The 15,963-nt window shown below is 74.0% G+C and carries 19 protein-coding genes; 10 read left to right on the forward strand and 9 right to left on the reverse strand.

Annotated features, from left to right (window positions below; translation table 11 throughout):
- Positions 1-501 carry a DUF3093 domain-containing protein gene (locus tag DER29_RS03195; RefSeq protein ID WP_121398966.1) on the forward strand — a complete coding sequence of 167 codons (501 nt, stop codon included), beginning with the start codon at positions 1-3 and terminating at the stop codon, positions 499-501.
- 46 nt (positions 502-547) lie between these two features.
- Here DER29_RS03195 and DER29_RS03200 read toward each other — a convergent pair whose 3' ends face one another.
- Both DER29_RS03200 and DER29_RS03205 read right to left on the reverse strand, forming a co-directional pair.
- Positions 548-1,423, reverse strand: a complete 876-nt coding sequence (locus tag DER29_RS03200) for a hypothetical protein (RefSeq protein ID WP_233599626.1) — start codon at positions 1,421-1,423, stop codon at positions 548-550.
- A 139-nt stretch (positions 1,424-1,562) separates the two neighbouring features.
- On the reverse strand, positions 1,563-1,859 hold the full coding sequence (locus DER29_RS03205) for a DUF4193 domain-containing protein (protein WP_013284790.1): 297 nt from the start codon (positions 1,857-1,859) through the stop codon (positions 1,563-1,565).
- Positions 1,860-2,294: 435 nt separating this feature from the next.
- Here DER29_RS03205 and DER29_RS03210 point away from each other — a divergent pair, with 435 nt between their 5' ends.
- Positions 2,295-2,810, forward strand: a complete 516-nt coding sequence (locus tag DER29_RS03210; protein WP_199729395.1) for a LytR C-terminal domain-containing protein — start codon at positions 2,295-2,297, stop codon at positions 2,808-2,810.
- Positions 2,811-2,854: 44 nt separating this feature from the next.
- On the opposite strand, the gene DER29_RS03215 is transcribed toward DER29_RS03210, so the two are convergent.
- The gene (locus DER29_RS03215; protein WP_121395951.1) at positions 2,855-3,670 is read right to left on the reverse strand and encodes an inositol monophosphatase family protein; all 816 of its coding nucleotides are present in this window, start codon (positions 3,668-3,670) and stop codon (positions 2,855-2,857) included.
- Positions 3,671-3,957: 287 nt separating this feature from the next.
- Between DER29_RS03215 and DER29_RS03220 the strand changes: the two genes are divergently transcribed.
- A complete protein-coding gene (locus DER29_RS03220; RefSeq protein WP_121395952.1) occupies positions 3,958-5,568 on the forward strand; it encodes an RNA polymerase sigma factor in 1,611 nt (536 codons plus the stop codon).
- A gap of 244 nt (positions 5,569-5,812) precedes the next feature.
- A complete protein-coding gene (locus DER29_RS03225) occupies positions 5,813-6,046 on the forward strand; it encodes a hypothetical protein (protein ID WP_074474066.1) in 234 nt (77 codons plus the stop codon).
- 115 nt (positions 6,047-6,161) lie between these two features.
- Here the strand turns inward: DER29_RS03225 and DER29_RS03230 are convergent, their stop codons facing one another.
- The 3 genes from DER29_RS03230 to DER29_RS03240 form a co-directional block, all read right to left on the reverse strand.
- Positions 6,162-7,892, reverse strand: a complete 1,731-nt coding sequence (locus DER29_RS03230; protein ID WP_121395953.1) for a DEAD/DEAH box helicase — start codon at positions 7,890-7,892, stop codon at positions 6,162-6,164.
- A gap of 168 nt (positions 7,893-8,060) precedes the next feature.
- Entirely contained in the window at positions 8,061-8,711 is a 651-nt protein-coding gene (locus DER29_RS03235; protein ID WP_121395954.1) for a trimeric intracellular cation channel family protein, read from the reverse strand.
- 40 nt (positions 8,712-8,751) lie between these two features.
- Positions 8,752-8,970, reverse strand: coding sequence for a DUF3039 domain-containing protein (locus DER29_RS03240; protein ID WP_089001394.1), 219 nt, complete (start codon positions 8,968-8,970; stop codon positions 8,752-8,754).
- 87 nt (positions 8,971-9,057) lie between these two features.
- On the opposite strand from DER29_RS03240, the gene DER29_RS03245 reads away from it, so the two are divergent.
- Together DER29_RS03245 and DER29_RS03250 are read left to right on the forward strand one after the other, a co-directional pair.
- Complete coding sequence (locus DER29_RS03245; protein WP_121395955.1) at positions 9,058-9,987, forward strand: pseudouridine-5'-phosphate glycosidase; 930 nt, start codon at positions 9,058-9,060, stop codon at positions 9,985-9,987.
- Positions 9,984-10,880, forward strand: a complete 897-nt coding sequence (locus DER29_RS03250; protein WP_121395956.1) for a carbohydrate kinase family protein — start codon at positions 9,984-9,986, stop codon at positions 10,878-10,880. Before DER29_RS03245 ends, DER29_RS03250 begins: the two co-directional genes overlap by 4 nt.
- 19 nt (positions 10,881-10,899) lie before the next feature.
- Here DER29_RS03250 and DER29_RS03255 read toward each other — a convergent pair whose 3' ends face one another.
- The gene (locus tag DER29_RS03255) at positions 10,900-11,256 is read right to left on the reverse strand and encodes a DUF3099 domain-containing protein (RefSeq protein WP_121398968.1); all 357 of its coding nucleotides are present in this window, start codon (positions 11,254-11,256) and stop codon (positions 10,900-10,902) included.
- 106 nt (positions 11,257-11,362) lie between these two features.
- Between DER29_RS03255 and DER29_RS03260 the strand changes: the two genes are divergently transcribed.
- A complete protein-coding gene (locus DER29_RS03260; protein WP_233599627.1) occupies positions 11,363-11,650 on the forward strand; it encodes a hypothetical protein in 288 nt (95 codons plus the stop codon).
- A 13-nt stretch (positions 11,651-11,663) separates the two neighbouring features.
- Complete coding sequence (locus DER29_RS03265) at positions 11,664-11,975, forward strand: hypothetical protein (protein WP_121398970.1); 312 nt, start codon at positions 11,664-11,666, stop codon at positions 11,973-11,975.
- Between the two features lie 9 nt (positions 11,976-11,984).
- Here the strand turns inward: DER29_RS03265 and DER29_RS03270 are convergent, their stop codons facing one another.
- Positions 11,985-13,223 (reverse strand): low temperature requirement protein A, encoded by a 1,239-nt coding sequence (locus tag DER29_RS03270; protein ID WP_121395958.1) that lies wholly within the window; start codon positions 13,221-13,223, stop codon positions 11,985-11,987.
- A gap of 56 nt (positions 13,224-13,279) precedes the next feature.
- A complete protein-coding gene (locus tag DER29_RS03275) occupies positions 13,280-13,861 on the reverse strand; it encodes an HhH-GPD-type base excision DNA repair protein (RefSeq protein WP_199729106.1) in 582 nt (193 codons plus the stop codon).
- A 132-nt stretch (positions 13,862-13,993) separates the two neighbouring features.
- On the opposite strand from DER29_RS03275, the gene DER29_RS03280 reads away from it, so the two are divergent.
- On the forward strand, positions 13,994-15,478 hold the full coding sequence (locus DER29_RS03280; RefSeq protein ID WP_199729108.1) for a methyltransferase: 1,485 nt from the start codon (positions 13,994-13,996) through the stop codon (positions 15,476-15,478).
- Positions 15,478-15,900 carry a D-aminoacyl-tRNA deacylase gene (gene dtd / locus DER29_RS03285; RefSeq protein WP_121395959.1) on the forward strand — a complete coding sequence of 141 codons (423 nt, stop codon included), beginning with the start codon at positions 15,478-15,480 and terminating at the stop codon, positions 15,898-15,900. Before DER29_RS03280 ends, dtd begins: the two co-directional genes overlap by 1 nt.
- The last annotated feature ends 63 nt before the right edge of the window (positions 15,901-15,963 follow it).

Genomic DNA, 15,963 nt, shown 5'->3' on the forward strand with positions numbered 1-15,963 from the left:
CTGTCACCATCCTCGCCGTCCCCGGCGCCGCCCGCCGCGGCGCCCCCGCAGCACGCCGAGCGGCTCGGCCTGCCCTGGTGGCTGTGGCTGGGCGGGCTCGGCGCGGCCGCCCTACTCGCCGTGGAGGTCTGGATGGGCGCGCCCGGCGTCCGCGCCTGGCTGCCCTTCGTGGTGCTGCTGCCGGCGACCGTCGCCGGCCTGGCCTGGCTCGGCCGGATCCGGATCGCGGTACGCGACGACGAACTGCGGGTGGACGACGCCCGGCTGCCGGTCCGGTTCGTCGCCGACGTCGTCCCGTTGGACGCCGCCGGCCGGCGCGAGGTCCTCGGGGTCGGCGCCGACCCGCTGGCCTTCGTGGTGCAGCGACCCTGGATCCCCGGCGCCGTCCAGGTGGTCCTCGACGACCCGGCCGATCCCACCCCGTTCTGGGTGGTCAGCACCCGCCACCCGGTCGAGCTGGCCGAGGCGCTCCTCGCCGCCCGCGACGCCGCCCGCACCTGAACCCGCCCGCGCCCGGTCGCGCCGTCGCCTGCCCGGCACCGCCCCCTCAGCGGTCGCCGGGGAGGGCCGGCGGCGTGCCCGGCAGGGCCGGGCTCCGGCGGCGCAGGTCGCTGCGGAGCTGGTCCGCCATCGTCCGGGTGGCCCGGCGGTTGAGGTAGCTGGCCACCGCCGCCCCGGTGAGGAAGGGCCCGAGCGTGGTCAGGTTGCGGCCGAAGCGCTTGAGCAGCGTGTCCCGCAGCTCCTTGCGCGCGGCGGTGCCCAGCACGGCGCTCACCCCGACGCCGGGCATCATCGGGTTGATCCCCCGCTGGCCGGCCCAGGACTGCACCAGCGCGACCGCCCGCTGGGTGCCGCCGCCCGGCACCGGCGCCCCGTAGACCTCGTGCAGCTCGCCGATCAGCTTCAGCTCGACCGCCACCACGGCGACCGTCTCGGCGGCCAGCAGGACCGGCGCGGAGAGCAGGGTCGGGGCGACCGTCCACTCGACCGCCGCCACTCCTCCGCCGGCGGCGCCGATGCCGGCCGTCGTCCGCGCGGCGTTGCGCACCAGCCGCTCGGCCAGCGCCTCGCCGTCCAGGCCGTCGAAGTGCCGGCGCAGGGTGGCCAGGTCGCGTACGGGCACGTGCGGGGCGATCTCGGCGACCGTGTCGACCATCCAGCGCACCGCGCTCTTCGGCTTGAACAGGTCGCTCAGCCCACGCGCCCGCGCCTGCCCGACGAGGCGGCCGAGCAGTTGCCGCCGGCGGGCCGGCTCGATGTCGTCGGCGGTCAGGGCCGCCACGGTGGCGCCCAGCTCGTCCGCGCCGCGCGCGGGCACGGCGTGGGCGTGGGCGTGGTCGTCCCGCGCGCCGGGGTCGCCCGCGCCGTCGACCCGGCCCGGGTCCGCGCCGCGCGTGCCGCCGGACTCGCTCCGCTCGCTCATGGTGCGACCTCCCGAATGGACCGACGTCGACATGACGGTCAACCGTCAACGAGTCAAGCAGGTCCCCCGGGTGGCCGCACGGCGACTCGGGCAGCGGCGGCCCCGCCGAGGGAGCCGCCGCTGGTGCGGACGCACGGTGTCAGACGCACTCGCGGCAGATGAGGTCGCCGTTGCGCTCGACCGCCAACTGGCTGCGGTGGTGTACGAGGAAGCAGCGGGCGCACCGGAACTCGTCCTGCTGCATCGGCAGCACCTTGACCGTGAGTTCCTCGTCCGCCAGGTCGGCGCCGGGCAGCTCGAAGCTCTCGGCCACCTCGGCCTCGTCGACGTCCACGGCGCCCGATTGTGAGTCGACGCGTCGGGCCTTGAGCTCTTCCAGGCTGTCCTCGCCGAGGTCGACCTCGTCGCGACGCGGGGCGTCGTAGTCGGTGGCCATCGGTTTCACTCTCCCATATCGATGTTGTCGCTTCCGGTTGTAACGCCGGACGACGCTGTTTCGGTTCCGCTGGCCGGCCACCACTTGTGTCGGTCACCCGACCCGAAGACAGCACGGACGGAGGCATCCCGCAGGAACACCCGACGGGCGCGGAACCATACCCCCCCTTTAGGCGAGGCATGTATACCGCCCTCGTGGCTGAGATGTACGCCCCCGCACGCGAAGTTGTTCCCAATGTGACTCAGGCGACACGAAGATAGGGGTAGTACTACCTGGTTCCCGGATGGCGCGCCGGCATGTCCGGCTGTTTCCACGCGACGGCCGGACAACCGTTAACCTCAGCGGCGTACTCGACGGCCGGCGGGGCGGCCCGTCCACCGGCGGCCGCCACCACCCACCCACTGTCCGGGGAGCACCCTGATGAGCTTTGCGCGAGTGCGAGCACTCGTTGTCGTCGGCCTGCTGGCGGTGCTGGCCCTCGTCTTCGTGGTCGTCGCGCTGGTCCGCGACACCCAGAGCAGCGCCGGCCTCGCCGGAGGTTGCCCGGAGGGCTGGCCGATGGCCGACGTGACCCTGCGGGAATCCAAGGACGTCAAGATCAACGTCTACAACGCGACCGACGAGCCGGGTCGGGCCAGCACCGTCGCGGACGACTTCCGCAACCGCAAGTTCCAGGTCAAGAAGGTCGGCAACGAGAAGAAGCAGATCGACGACATCGCGGTCCTACGCTACGGCCCGAAGGGAGTCGGCTCGGCGCACCTGCTGCGGGCGTACTTCCTCGACAACGCCGAATGGGACTACGACCCCAAGCGCACCGACGACGTCGTGGACGTGGTGCTCGGCAGCAGCTTCCAGCAGCTCGCCACCACCACCGAGGTCAACCAGTCCCTGGGCGACCTCGGCGCGCCGGTCGCGCCGGCCGAGTCCTGCCCGATGTCCGAGGACGACTGACCGCGCCGTGCCCCCGGTCCCGCCGGGGGCACGGCGCCGGCCGGTCAGGGACCGCCCGAGGCGTCCAGGTCGGCGAGGCGGTCGTGCAGCGGCCCGAACAGCGCCGCCGGCGCGGCGATCACCAGGTCCGGGCCGGCCGGCAACCCGCCCAGCCCGGCGACCAGCAGTCCGGCCTCCGTGGCCACCAGGGCGCCGGCGGCCTGGTCCCAGGCGGCGAGCCCCTTCTCGTAGTAGGCGTCCACCCGTCCCTCCGCGGCCAGGCAGAGGTCCAGCGCCGCGGCACCGAAGCGGCGGATGTCCCGGATGTGCGGGATCAGTTCGGCGACCACCCGGGCCTGGTGGGCCCGGCGCCCCGGGTCGTAGCCGAACCCCGTGGCGACCAGCGCCTGGCCGAGATCGGTCTCCGTGGAGCAGCGCAGCCGCTCACCGTCGCGCCAGGCGCCCCCGCCGACGGTGGCCGTCCACTCCTCGCCGGTGCTGACGTTGCGCACCACCCCGGCGACCACCTCGCCGTCGACCTCGGCGGCGAGCGACACCGCGCAGTGGGGGATCCCGTAGAGGTAGTTCACGGTCCCGTCGATCGGGTCCACGATCCAGCGGACGCCGCCGGGGGCGACCGGTCCGGTCTCCCCCGCCCCGTACTCCTCGCCGAGGACGGCGTCGCCCGGCCGCAGCCGGCGCAGCGCGTCGACCACCTGCCGCTCGACCGCCCGGTCGGCGGCGGTCACCACGTCGGTGACCGTGCTCTTGGTGGCCGCCACCGACACGCCCTCGACCCGCATCCGGTACGCCGTGGCGGCCGCGTCCCGGGCCACCTCGACCGCGATCTCCAGCAGTTCCGCCGGCGCCGAGCGATCCATCGTTCGTCCCCTTCCCGCACGGCCGGGGTGTTCCGGGTCACGCGCGGTACCATCCTTACAAAGTCCACATCTACGTCGAATCGGCGGTCCCCGCCGCCGGTCCGCCGTGCGGCGAGGGATGATCGCCGCAGACGGCGTTACAATTCACCCCTGCCCACGCTGCGACGGACCGCCACGACCGGCCGGCCCGGGACACGGGGGTCCCTCAACCACATCGCCCGGCAAGGTGCCCCGCTCTGCGTCGGACGACCCGGCCGTGCTCGCTCTTCGCCTCCGGAAGGTCATTCGTGACAGAACCCCGCCAGACCGGCGCCGACGTTCGCTCGCTCACCGACACTCTGATCGCCCACGCGCAGAGCGCCGGCGGCCAGCTCACGTCGGCTCAGCTCGCGCGCACCGTCGAGTCCGCCGAGGTGACTCCGGCCCAGGCCAAGAAGATCCTGCGGGCGCTCTCCGAGGCGGGAGTGACCGTGGTGGTCGACGGCTCGGCGAGCACCCGCCGCCGCGTCGCCGCCGCCCGATCGGCCACCCCCGCGTCCCGGGCCACCACCGCCAAGACCACCAAGAAGGCCGTCGCGCCCGCCCCGAAGCAGGCGCCCGCCGCGGACGAGGCGCCGGCGCCCGCCCCGCGCAAGGCCGCCCCGCGCAAGGCCACCGGCACCACCGCCGAGGTGGCCGCCAAGGCCGCCGCGCCCGCGAAGGCGACCAAGTCGACCCGGGCCACCAAGGCGACGGTCGCGGCGGCCGGCGCCAAGCCGGCCAAGGCCGGCGCCAAGGCCAAGGGCGAGGGCGCCGAGGGCGACATCGACCCGGAGGAGCTCGCCAAGGAGATCGAGGACGTCGTCGTCGAGGAGCCGGCGGAGCTGACCCGCGCCGCCGAGACCGACGCCGCCAACTCGGCCAGCGACAACGACTTCGAGTGGGACGACGAGGAGTCCGAGGCGCTCAAGCAGGCGCGTCGCGACGCCGAGCTGACCGCCTCCGCCGACTCGGTCCGGGCCTACCTCAAGCAGATCGGCAAGGTCCCGCTGCTCAACGCCGAGCAGGAGGTGGAGCTGGCCAAGCGGATCGAGGCCGGGCTCTACGCCGCGGAGCGGCTGCGCGCGGCCGAGGAGGGCGAGGAGAAGCTCACCCGCGACATGCAGCGGGACCTGGGCTGGATCTCGCGGGACGGCGAGCGCGCCAAGAACCACCTGCTGGAGGCCAACCTCCGGCTGGTCGTCTCGCTGGCCAAGCGCTACACCGGCCGCGGCATGGCCTTCCTCGACCTGATCCAGGAGGGCAACCTCGGCCTGATCCGCGCGGTCGAGAAGTTCGACTACACCAAGGGCTACAAGTTCTCCACGTACGCCACCTGGTGGATCCGGCAGGCGATCACCCGGGCCATGGCCGACCAGGCCCGCACCATCCGCATCCCGGTGCACATGGTCGAGGTCATCAACAAGCTCGGCCGCATCCAGCGCGAGCTGCTCCAGGACCTGGGCCGCGAGCCCACCCCGGAGGAGCTCGCCAAGGAGATGGACATCACACCGGAGAAGGTGCTGGAGATCCAGCAGTACGCCCGGGAGCCCATCTCGCTGGACCAGACCATCGGCGACGAGGGCGACAGCCAGCTCGGTGACTTCATCGAGGACTCCGAGGCCGTGGTCGCGGTCGACGCGGTCTCGTTCTCGCTCCTGCAGGACCAGCTCCAGCAGGTGCTCCAGACGTTGTCCGAGCGTGAGGCGGGTGTGGTACGCCTGCGCTTCGGCCTGACCGACGGCCAGCCGCGCACGCTGGACGAGATCGGCCAGGTCTACGGGGTGACCCGGGAGCGCATCCGGCAGATCGAGTCCAAGACGATGTCCAAGTTGCGTCACCCGTCGCGTTCGCAGGTGCTCCGGGACTACCTGGACTGATCGCGATCGTCAACCGAACGTGTCGTTTTGACCACCTGGCGTGCAACGTCGGAAGGTGATCGTTCGGTTGCACGATTGTGATCGTTGACGTGGCACCCTTGGTGCACGGCACACTGTCCCTGCCATGTGTGACCTCGGTCCCCCGCGGGCACACAGGGAAGGCAGCGCCGGGACAGGGTGTTGCACGATAGGTGAGCAAAGACCGAAGAGAGTGTTCATCGGTGACGACCAGAGGAGGAAGGCGATGACCCCGACCCTCACGCCGCCGCCCGAGACGGTGGCTCCCCCAGCCGCCGATGAACGGTGCGACCGCTGCAATGCTGCCGGCAAGCTCCGGATCACTCTGGCGGGTGGGAGCGAGCTGGTGTTCTGTGGGCACCACGCGAACAAGTACGCGGAGGATCTCGTGAAGATCACCGTGCGGTTCGCGACGGACCCGGAGTTCAGCTGGCGTGGCGCCGATCTGATGGCGAACTGAGATCCGCAAACCCACGACATAGCCGGCCGGAGGCCCCTCAGGGGGCCTCCGGCCGGCTTTCGGCGTCTGCCCGCCGTCGCCGCCCGATCCCGGGCACCGGCGACGGCGGGGGCCGTCAGAGGGTCTGCACGGTGGCGATGCGTTCCTCGAGCTGCTCGATGGTGGCCTGGGCGCTCGGCGGTCCGCCGCAGAGGCGACGCAGCTCCGCGTGGATCTTCCCGTGCGGCTGCCCCGTGCGGTGGTGCCGGGCGGCCACGAGGGCGTTCAGTTGGCGGCGTAGGGCAACCCGACGCTGGGCGGCACTCATCGGTGCCGGCGGCGCCGTGGGGGCCGCAGCGGCCGCCTCAGCCGGCCTGGCGGCCCGGCGGCGCTGGGCCGCGAGCTGCTCCTGCTGCCGCTTGGTCAGCAGCAGGGCCACCTGGTCGGCGGTGAGCAGCCCGGGCAGGCCCAGGTACTCCTCCTCCTCGGGGGTGCCGGCCTGGGCGGCGGTGCCGAACGAGGCGCCGTCGAAGATCACCTGGTCCAGCTCGGCCGTCGCGGAGAGCGCGGCGAACCGCTTCTCCAGCTCGCCGCTGGCCTGGTCGTCGCGCTGGGCGCGCTCCAGCAGGTCGTCGTCGAAGCCCTCGCGGTCCTTGGGCTTGCCGAGCACGTGGTCCCGCTCGGCCTCCATCTCGCTGGCCAACCCGAGCAGGTGCGGCACGCTGGGCAGGAAGACCGAGGCGGTCTCGCCGGGGCGGCGGGCGCGGACGAACCGGCCGATCGCCTGCGCGAAGTAGAGCGGAGTGCTGGCGCTGGTCGCATACACGCCGACCGCCAGCCGGGGGATGTCGACGCCTTCGGAGACCATCCGGACCGCCACCAGCCAGCGCTGCTCGGACGCCGCGAACGTCGCGATCCGCGCCGAGGCGCCCACGTCGTCGGAGAGCACCACCGCCGCGCGCTCGCCGGTCACCTGCGCGATGAGCTTCGCGTACGAGCGGGCGGTCTGCTGGTCGCTGGCGATGATCAGGCCGCCGGCGTCGGGCATCCCCGCGTTGCGCAGCACGGTCAGCCGGGCGTCGGCGGCCCGCAGCACCTGCGGCATCCAGTCGCCCGCCGGGTCCAGCGCGGTACGCCACGCCTGTGCGACGAGGTCCTGGGTCATCGGCTCGCCGAGCCGCGCCGCCAGCTCCTCCCCCGCGTTGGTCCGCCACCGGGTCTCCCCCGAGTACGCCAGGAAGAGCACCGGCCGGACGACGCCGTCGCGCAGCGCGTCGGCGTAGCCGTAGACCGAGTCGGCGCGGGAGCGCAGCAGGCCGTCTCCGCCGCGCTCATAGCTGACGAACGGGATCGGGTTGTCGTCGGAGCGGAACGGGGTCCCGGTGAGCATCAGGCGGCGCTCGGCGCCCTCGAAGGCCGCCTTCACCCCGTCGCCCCAGGAGCGGCTGTCCCCCGCGTGGTGGATCTCGTCGAGGACGACCAGGGTGCGCCGGGTGAGGGTGCGCCGCTTGTGCACGTGCGGCGCCATGCCCACCTGCGCGTACGTCACGACGGCGCCGTGGAAGTCGGCGGAGGAGTGCAGGTCGGCGTTGCGGAAGGCGGCGTCGAGCTGGATGCCGACCCGGGCCGCCGCCTGCGCCCACTGGGTCTTCAGGTGCTCGGTCGGGGCCACCACCGTCACCGCCTCGACGGTGCCGTCGGCCAGCAGCTCGGCGGCGATCCGCAGGGCGAAGGTGGTCTTTCCGGCGCCGGGGGTGGCGACCGCCGTGAAGTCGGGGTCCCGCCGACGCAGGTACTCCACGAGTGCCTTGCGCTGCCATGCGCGCAGTGCCGGAAACGTCTCGATCGCCGGCAACCGGGCCGCCACGGGAAGCTCCTCTCCGACCGCCTGACGGCGGACCCCGGGCGAGGGCCACGGGTACCGCCGCCCATGAAAACGCCTCCGCGCAGATGGTGCCGCGAAGGCCGACTCAGCATAACCAGCGCGGGCCGTCCGACCCAGCCGACGCCACGCTGGTCACATCCGCCACGCGTGTCAGGGGTGCGTGCCGGGGGTTCCCGTACGTGGGGGACGCAGGGTGGCCACCGGCGCGGACCAGCGCCGCCGCAGCGCCACCAGGCGCAGCAGGAAGACCACCGCGGCCGCCGCGGTCAGCCAGGCGGCGTTGGCGTGCCCGAGGGCGTCCAGCAGCGCCACGAGGATCGAGCCGGCGAGCGCGGCGACGGCGTAGATCTCCCGCCGCAGCACCACCGGGATCTCGGCGGTGAGCAGGTCCCGCCCCAGGCCGCCGCCGATCGCGGTGAGCATGCCGATCACGCAGGCCCCCACCGCCGGCACCTGGGCGTCGAGGGCCTTGACCGTGCCGGTGACGGTGAACAGCGCCAGCCCGGCCGCGTCCAGCACCAGCACGGTGGTGCGCAGCCGGGCGAACTGGGGGTGCAGCCAGAAGACGGCGGCGGCGGTGACGGCGGCCGTGGCGGCGTACCGCCAGTCGCCGAAGGCCAGCGGCGGCGCCTCGTCGATCGCCAGGTCCCGGAAGATCCCGCCACCGAGCGCGGCCACGAAGCCGACGAAGACGACGCCGAAGAGGTCGAGCCGTTTGGCCACCGCCGCGGAGGCCCCGGAGGCGGCGAAGACCGCCACCCCGGTGAGGTCGGCGAGGAGCAGGGCGGTGGAGGTGGTCACCGGCGAAGGTTACGTGCGCGACCGGGAGGGTCGCCCACGCTCACTCGCCCCAGGAGTCGTAGATCTCCTTGCACTTCGGGCAGACCGGCGAGCCGGGCTTGGCGGCCTTGGTGACCGGGAAGGTCTCCCCGCACAGCGCGACGACGAAGGTGCCCATGACGGCACTCTCGGCGATCTTCTCCTTGCGCACGTAGTGGAACATCTCGGGACCGGTGTCGGCGTCCTTCAGCTCCGGACGCTCGAGAACCTCTGTGCTCACTTCTCCACCTCCGACCGTCAAGTCTGGCAGGTCACCCCCGCTCCGGTCCACTTCAGGTCGCCCGGCCGGGGGCCGTACGGTGGTGACGTGACCGACTTTCACATCCGCTACGGCAGCGAGGTTGCCGACGCCCTGCGCGACGGGCGTCCCGTCGTCGCCCTGGAGAGCACCATCGTCTCGCACGGCCTGCCCCGGCCGGACAACCTCCGGGTGGCCCGCGAGATCGAGCAGGCCGTCCGCGACGCGGGCGCGGTCCCGGCCACCATCGGCATGGTCGGCGGGCGGCTGGTGGTGGGCCTGGACGACGCGGAGCTGACCCGGCTCGCCACCGTCGACGGGGTCGCCAAGCTCTCCGTACGCGATCTCGCCCTCGCCGCCGCGACCGGCGCGGACGGCGCCACGACCGTGGCCGCGACCAGCGCGGTGGCCGCCGCCGCGGGGATCGGGGTGTTCGCCACCGGCGGCCTCGGCGGGGTGCACCGGGAGGCGGCGCAGACCTTCGACGAGTCGGCCGACCTGGTCACCCTGGCCCGTACGCCGATCGCGGTGGTCTGCGCCGGGGTCAAGTCGATCCTCGACGTGGGCGCGACCCTGGAGCGGCTGGAGACCCTCGGCGTCGGCGTCGTCGGCTTCCGGACCCGGCGCTTCCCCGGCTTCTTCATCACCGACGGCGGCTTCGACCTGGACTGGTCGCTGGACTCGGCCGAACAGGTCGCGGACGTGCTGGCGGCCCGGGAGCAGCAGCGCGTGCACCACGGCGGCCTGATCGTGGCCAACCCGCTGCCGACCGACGAGCAGCTCGACCCGGAGTTGCACGACCGGACCCTCGCCGACGGGCTGGCCCTGCTGGAGCGCGACGGGGTGACCGGCAAGGCCGTGACGCCCTACCTGCTCGCGCACTTCCACTCGGCGACCGAGGGGGCGAGCCTGGCGGTGAACGTCCGGATCATCCTGCGCAACGCCGACCTCGCGGCCCGGATCGCCGTCGCCGCGGCCGCCCGCCGCGCCGGGGCATGACCGCAGGCCGCGTCCTCGTCGTCGGTGACCTGATCACCGACGTGGTGGCGGTGCTGGCCGGGCCGATGGCCACCGGGTCGGACACGCCGGCGGCGATCCGGTTCAGCGGGGGCGGGCAGGCCGCCAACACCGCGGCCTGGCTCGCCGCCCAGGGCGTACCGGTCACGCTGGTGGGTGCCGTCGGCGACGACGACGCCGGGCGGGACCGGGTGGCCGAGTTGGAGCGCGCGGGGGTCGACTGCGCGACGCGGGTGTGCCCCGACCGCGCCACCGGGACGGTGATCGTGCTGGCCACGGCCGGGGAGCGGTCGATGATCACGGAGCGGGGCGCGAACCTGCGGCTGGCCCCGGCCGACGTCGACGCGGCGCTGGCGGCGACGCCGGACGCGCGGCACCTGCACCTGTCCGGGTACACCCTGCTGGACGACGAGTCCCGACCGGCGGGGCTGCGGGCGTTGGCCGCCGCCCGCGAGCGCGGGCTGACGACCAGCGTCGACGCGGCCTCCGCGGCCCCGCTGCGGCGGGTCGGCGCGGCGGCCTTCCTGTCCTGGGTACGCGGGGTCGACCTGCTCCTGGTCAACGCCGACGAGGCCACGGTGCTGGCCGGGGGGCTGGACCCGGCGGCGCAGGGGCGGGTGCTGTCGGCCTCCGCCCGGCGGATCGTCGTCAAGCAGGGGGCGGCCGGGGCGGTCTGGGTGGATCGGGACGCCTCGGTGGCCGTGGCGCCGGCCCGCCGGGTGGCGGTGGTCGACGTCACGGGGGCCGGGGACGCGTTCGCGGCCGGGCTGCTGGCCGCCTGGCTCGACGGCGCGCAGCCGGCGGTGGCGCTGGGCCGCGCCGGCGACCTCGGCGCCCTCGCGGTCTCCCAGATCGGCGCCCGTCCCACCTCCTGACGGGAGGCGTCGGGTCAGGTCAGGGCTCGGCGTCGATGATCTTGTGGGGGCGCTCCTCGGCGGTGAGGCTCATCGGCGGGGTCTCGTCCCGGTGCCGCGGCTGGAACCGGTTGGCCAGCCGGTGCTTCTCCTTGGGCGGGCGGTCGTTGGCCAGCAGCACCGCCAGCCACGGGATGAGCACCATGCCCAGGGCCACCATCGGCAGCCAGAGCCAGAGCAGCGGGGCCTGCACGCCGACCAGGACGGCACCGACGATCACGCAGGCCACCCGGATGCCCATCATCAGCACGTAGCGCTTCTGGCGGCTGGTGAGCTGGTCGTCCTGGCTGCGCGACGCGTCGGTGATCAGGATCGGCTGGTACGCCTGACGCTTCACCACGGGCCTCCTCGAGGGGGTTACGCCCCATCCTGTCACCTGCGGCGCGTGATCAGCGAAAATCGCTCGACCCGGCCTCGTGTTACGTGCGTGGTACGCTCGCGCCGTGGGCAGCAGGTTCAGCTTCACCGACGAGGCGTTGGCGAACCTGAGGGTCTACGACGTCACGCCCGGGGAAGTCTGGGAGGCGCTGCACAGCACCCGCCGGGTGATCCGGCATCTCGGCGACGACGTGACGGTCGTCTACGCCGCCGCCCGCCGGGGGCGCCGGTTGGCCGTGCTGCTCGCCGAGGCCGACGGCACCGACAACGACTGGGACATCCTCTCCGCCCGTGAGCTGAGCGACGTCGAGGCGAAGCGCTACGACGAGGCCGTGCGGAGATCTCGCCGATGAGGAGGCGGTGACGATGAACCGTAACGACGCGACCAAGCAGTTCCACAGCGGCGGTGACCGGCTCGCGGAGCTGATCGACGCAAGCCAGCCGGTGGAGCTGCCCACCCCCGACACCGACAACCCCATGGTCAGCCGCTCCGTACGCCTGCCGCTGGAGACGTACGAGCGGGTCCGGGCCGCCGCCGACGCGCGCGGCATCGGGGTCACCACGCTCATGCGGCAGTGGATCGAGGCCGGCCTGGCCGACCTGGACGACTCGGCCACGGTCTCCCTCGCCGACGTCCGGCGGGCGCTGGCCGCCCTCTCCCGGCCGACCGCCGCCTGACCCGGCCGGTCACGGCGCGGGGAACTCGCCCCCGCCGGTCCCGCCGTGCCCGAGCGGCGACGCGGCCGTCTCCGGCGGGCGCCCCCTGCTGCGCCACGCGTCGGCCGACGCCACCCCCGCCAGCACCAGGGCGACCAGCGCCAGCGCCAGCATGGGCGGCCCCAGGGTGAGCGCCGGCGACAGCAGGAGCAGCACCAGCAGGCCCGCGACCCGCGACCGGGACACCCGGCCGAAGATCTCGTACTCGAAGCGGGCCCGGGCCGCGAGGAAGATCGCCGGGCCGCCGACGACGAAGACCAGCCAGATCGGGTCGGTCCGCCCGTGCGGGTGCTCGATCACCAGTTCGTAACCGACGGCGGTGCTCAGCACGCCGATCACGATGACCAGGTGGGTGCTGCCGGCGGAGGCGCCCAGCCGCCCGGGCGACCGGGCCACCCGCAGCGCCTCGGCGAGCAGGTGACCCGCCCGGTGGAAGTAGATCCGCCAGAGCAGCGCCGTGGTGGCGAAGGCGGTCGCGAAGGCGCCGGCCCGGTCGGCGGTGAACTCCGCGCCGCTGTAGGTCAGCCCGATGACCAGGATGGTCTCCCCCAACGAGATGAGGAAGATCTGCTGGTACCGGTCGGCCAGGTGCTCACCGGCGATCAGCCAGCCGGCGGTGCGCGCCGGCCCCAGCCGGGGCAACGGCCAGCCGAGCAGCAGGCCGGCGTAGTCGACGACCACGGCGAGCATCCAGAGCGGCAGGCGCAGCTGCTCCGGCCCGAACGCCCCGGCCAGCCACGGCACGCCCCCCGCGGCGGCCCAGGCGAGAAGTCGCAGCGGGACCGTGCGGCGCGGGTGGCGGCGCAGGGCCGTGGCGATGACCAGCGGCCGGACGAGCATCACCGCCAGGTACGCCAACACGAACGAGGGCGCCCGGTCCTCGAACGCCCGGGGCAGCGCCACGGCCATCACCATGGCGCCGAACATCGTTCCGACCACGACGAACTGGATCACCGGCTGCTCCGGCTCGTACCGGCTGGTGACCCAGGTGGTGATCGACCAGAGCAGCCACAGGGCCAGGAAGAGCACGCCCGTACGCCCGATCTCGGCGAGCAGCGTCCCGACGGAGCCTCCGGTGCCCTCGACCAGGCGCAGCGAGACCCGGGTCAGCGCGAAGACGAAGACCAGGTCGAAGAAGAGCTCCAGGAAGGTGGCCCGGGGCGAGCTGTCCTCCGGCCGCAGCAACCGCCCGCCGCGTTCGTCCGTCATCGGCTGCCCGTCGTCGCCATCCTGGCTACAACGACCGCCCCGACGATGCGGTTGCGTCAGCCCCCGGCGGCCTTCGCCTTCGCCGCCGCCTTCACCTGCTGCTTGTACTCGCGCACGAGGCGCAGCGAGTCCGCGTCGGTGACGTCGGCCACCGACCGGTGGGCGTCCGGGTCGCCGTAGCCGCCGGCCGCCTCCCGCCAGCCCGCCGGCGTGACCCCGAACCGCTTGCCGAGCAGCGCGAGGAAGATCTGGGCCTTCTGCGTACCGAAGCCGGGCAGGTCGCCGATGCGGCGCAGCAGCTCCCGGCCGTCGGCCGCGCCGGACCAGAGCCGGGCGGCGTCGCCGTCGTACCGGTCGACGAGGGCCCGGCACACCTCCTGCACCCGGGCCGCCATCGCCTTCGGGAACCGGTGCAGCGCCGGCGGCCGGGCGAACAGGGCGACCAGGTCCTCCGGGTCGTGGTCGGCCAGCTCCCGGGCGTCCAGGTCGCGCCCGAGTCGCTGCGTCAGCACGTACGGCGAGGAGAACGCCTTCTCCATCGGCACCTGCTGGTCGAGCACCATGCCGAGGAGCAGCGCCAGCGGGCTGCGCTCCAGCAGCCGGTTGGCCTCGGGGTCGATGGGCAGTGCGAGCGTCATGGCGACAATGCTGTCACCACCCGGACCGGCGGGCACCGGGACACGCGCATCGGTCCCGGTACGGCGACACCCGCGCCGGACGTTCGCCCGGGTGGCCGCATGCCGGCGCCGGGCACCAGGCAGGATGGCAACGTGGACGGACACGACATGTTGCTCTCCCCCGCCGGCGTCGAGGCGCTGCGGACCGCGCTGACCCGGGCCGGGTTCACCTCGAACGGCATCGCCACCCGGCTCGGCCCGCAGGCCACCGGTGGGGTGGCTCGCAACGACTTCCGGGCCGCGCTGCGCGCCACCGAGGACCGCGACCCGCTCGGCACCCTGATCCGGGTGTTCATCTGCGAGCAGACCGAGCCGGAGGCCGCCGTGGCCGCCGCGCTGGCGCCGCTGTCGCTGGACGAGGCGCTCGCCGGGGGCCTGGTCGAGCGGCACGGCGACGGGCTGCGGATGGGCGTGGACCTGGAGCCGTACGGGGACGACTGGTGGGTGCTCGCCGACGTGCCCGCCAGCGCCCGGCCCGGCCGTCCGTTGCACTCCGAGCACGTGCTCGGCATCGGCGGGGCGACGCAGACGCTGATCGGCGCGACCGTCCGCCGGCCCGTCGAGGCCGCGCTGGACCTGGGCACCGGATCCGGCGTGCAGGCCCTGCACCTGGCCGGCCACGCGCGGCGGGTCACCGCCACCGACCTCTCGGCGCGGGCGCTGCGCTTCGCCGCCACCACCGCCGCGCTCAACGGCCAGGACTGGGAGCTGCTCCGCGGCGACATGGTGGCCCCCGTCGCCGGGCGGCGCTTCGACCTGGTGGTGAGCAACCCGCCGTTCGTGGTCGGCCCCGGCACCACCACGCACGTCTACCGCGACTCCGGGCGGGTGGGCGACGCGATCGGCGCGGAGCTGGCCGCCGCCGCGCCCGGCCTGCTCACCGAGGGCGGCACCATGCAGTACCTGGCCAACTGGGTGCACGTCGCCGGGGAGGACTGGGGCGAGCGGGTGACCGGCTGGTTCGCCGGCACGGGGCTGGACGCCTGGGTCATCCAGCGCGAGGTGGCCGACCCGATGGCGTACGTCAACCTGTGGCTCACCGACGTCGGCGAGGCGGCCGACCCGCGCCGGATGGCGGACTGGCTGGACTGGTTCGACGCGCACAAGGTGGAGGCGGTCGGCTTCGGCATCGTCTCGCTGCGCCGCTCCGGCCACGACGACCCGGTCGTGCGGGTGGAGGACCTGCGCCAGCGGGTGGAGGCGCCGCTCGGCGACCGGGTCGGCGCGTGGTTCGACCGCCAGGGCTGGCTCCGCGCCCGCGACACCGACGGACTGCTCGCCGCCCGCTTCCGGGCCGCCGACGGCCTCCAGCTGCGGCAGGAGGCCACCATGGGCGACGAGGGCTGGGCGGTGGACCGGCAGGTGCTGGCCATGCCGCACGGCCTGCGCTGGACCGAGGAGATCGACCCGCTCGTCCTGGCCCTGGTCGGCGGGGCCGACGGGCGGCTGCCGCTGCGCGACCAGCTCGCCCTGCTCGCCGCCGCGCACGACGTGGCCCCCGGCGAGCTGGCCGAGGCGGCCGGGCCGATCGTCGCGCACCTCGTCGAGCGCGGCTTCATCGAGCCGGTCGCCGACTGATGCGGGCCGTGGTGCAGACCGTCGGCCGGGCCGCCGTGACGGTCGACGGCGAGGTGGTCGGTGCGATCGACGACGGGCTGCTGGTGCTGCTCGGGGTGACGCACACCGACACCGTCGAGACCGCCCGCACGATGGCGCGCAAGGTGCACGAGCTGCGGATCCTCGACGAGGAACGGTCCGCGGCGGACACTGGCGCGCCGGTCCTGGTGGTCAGCCAGTTCACCCTCTACGGCGACGCCCGCAAGGGTCGCCGTCCGAGCTGGACGGCGGCCGCCCCGGCCGAGGTCGCGGAGCCCCTGGTGACGGCGGTCGTGGAGGCGCTGCGCGCCCGGGGCGCGAAGGTGGAGACCGGTCGCTTCCGCGCCCACATGCTGGTCGAGAGCGTCAACGTCGGCCCCCGCACGGTGCTGCTCGAACTCTGACCGGCACCGGTGGCGGAGTCGCGCCGTGGCGCAACCCCGCCGACGTCAACTGTTCCCGGGGGC

Source organism: Micromonospora sp. M71_S20 (assembly GCF_003664255.1).
GTDB lineage: Bacteria > Actinomycetota > Actinomycetes > Mycobacteriales > Micromonosporaceae > Micromonospora.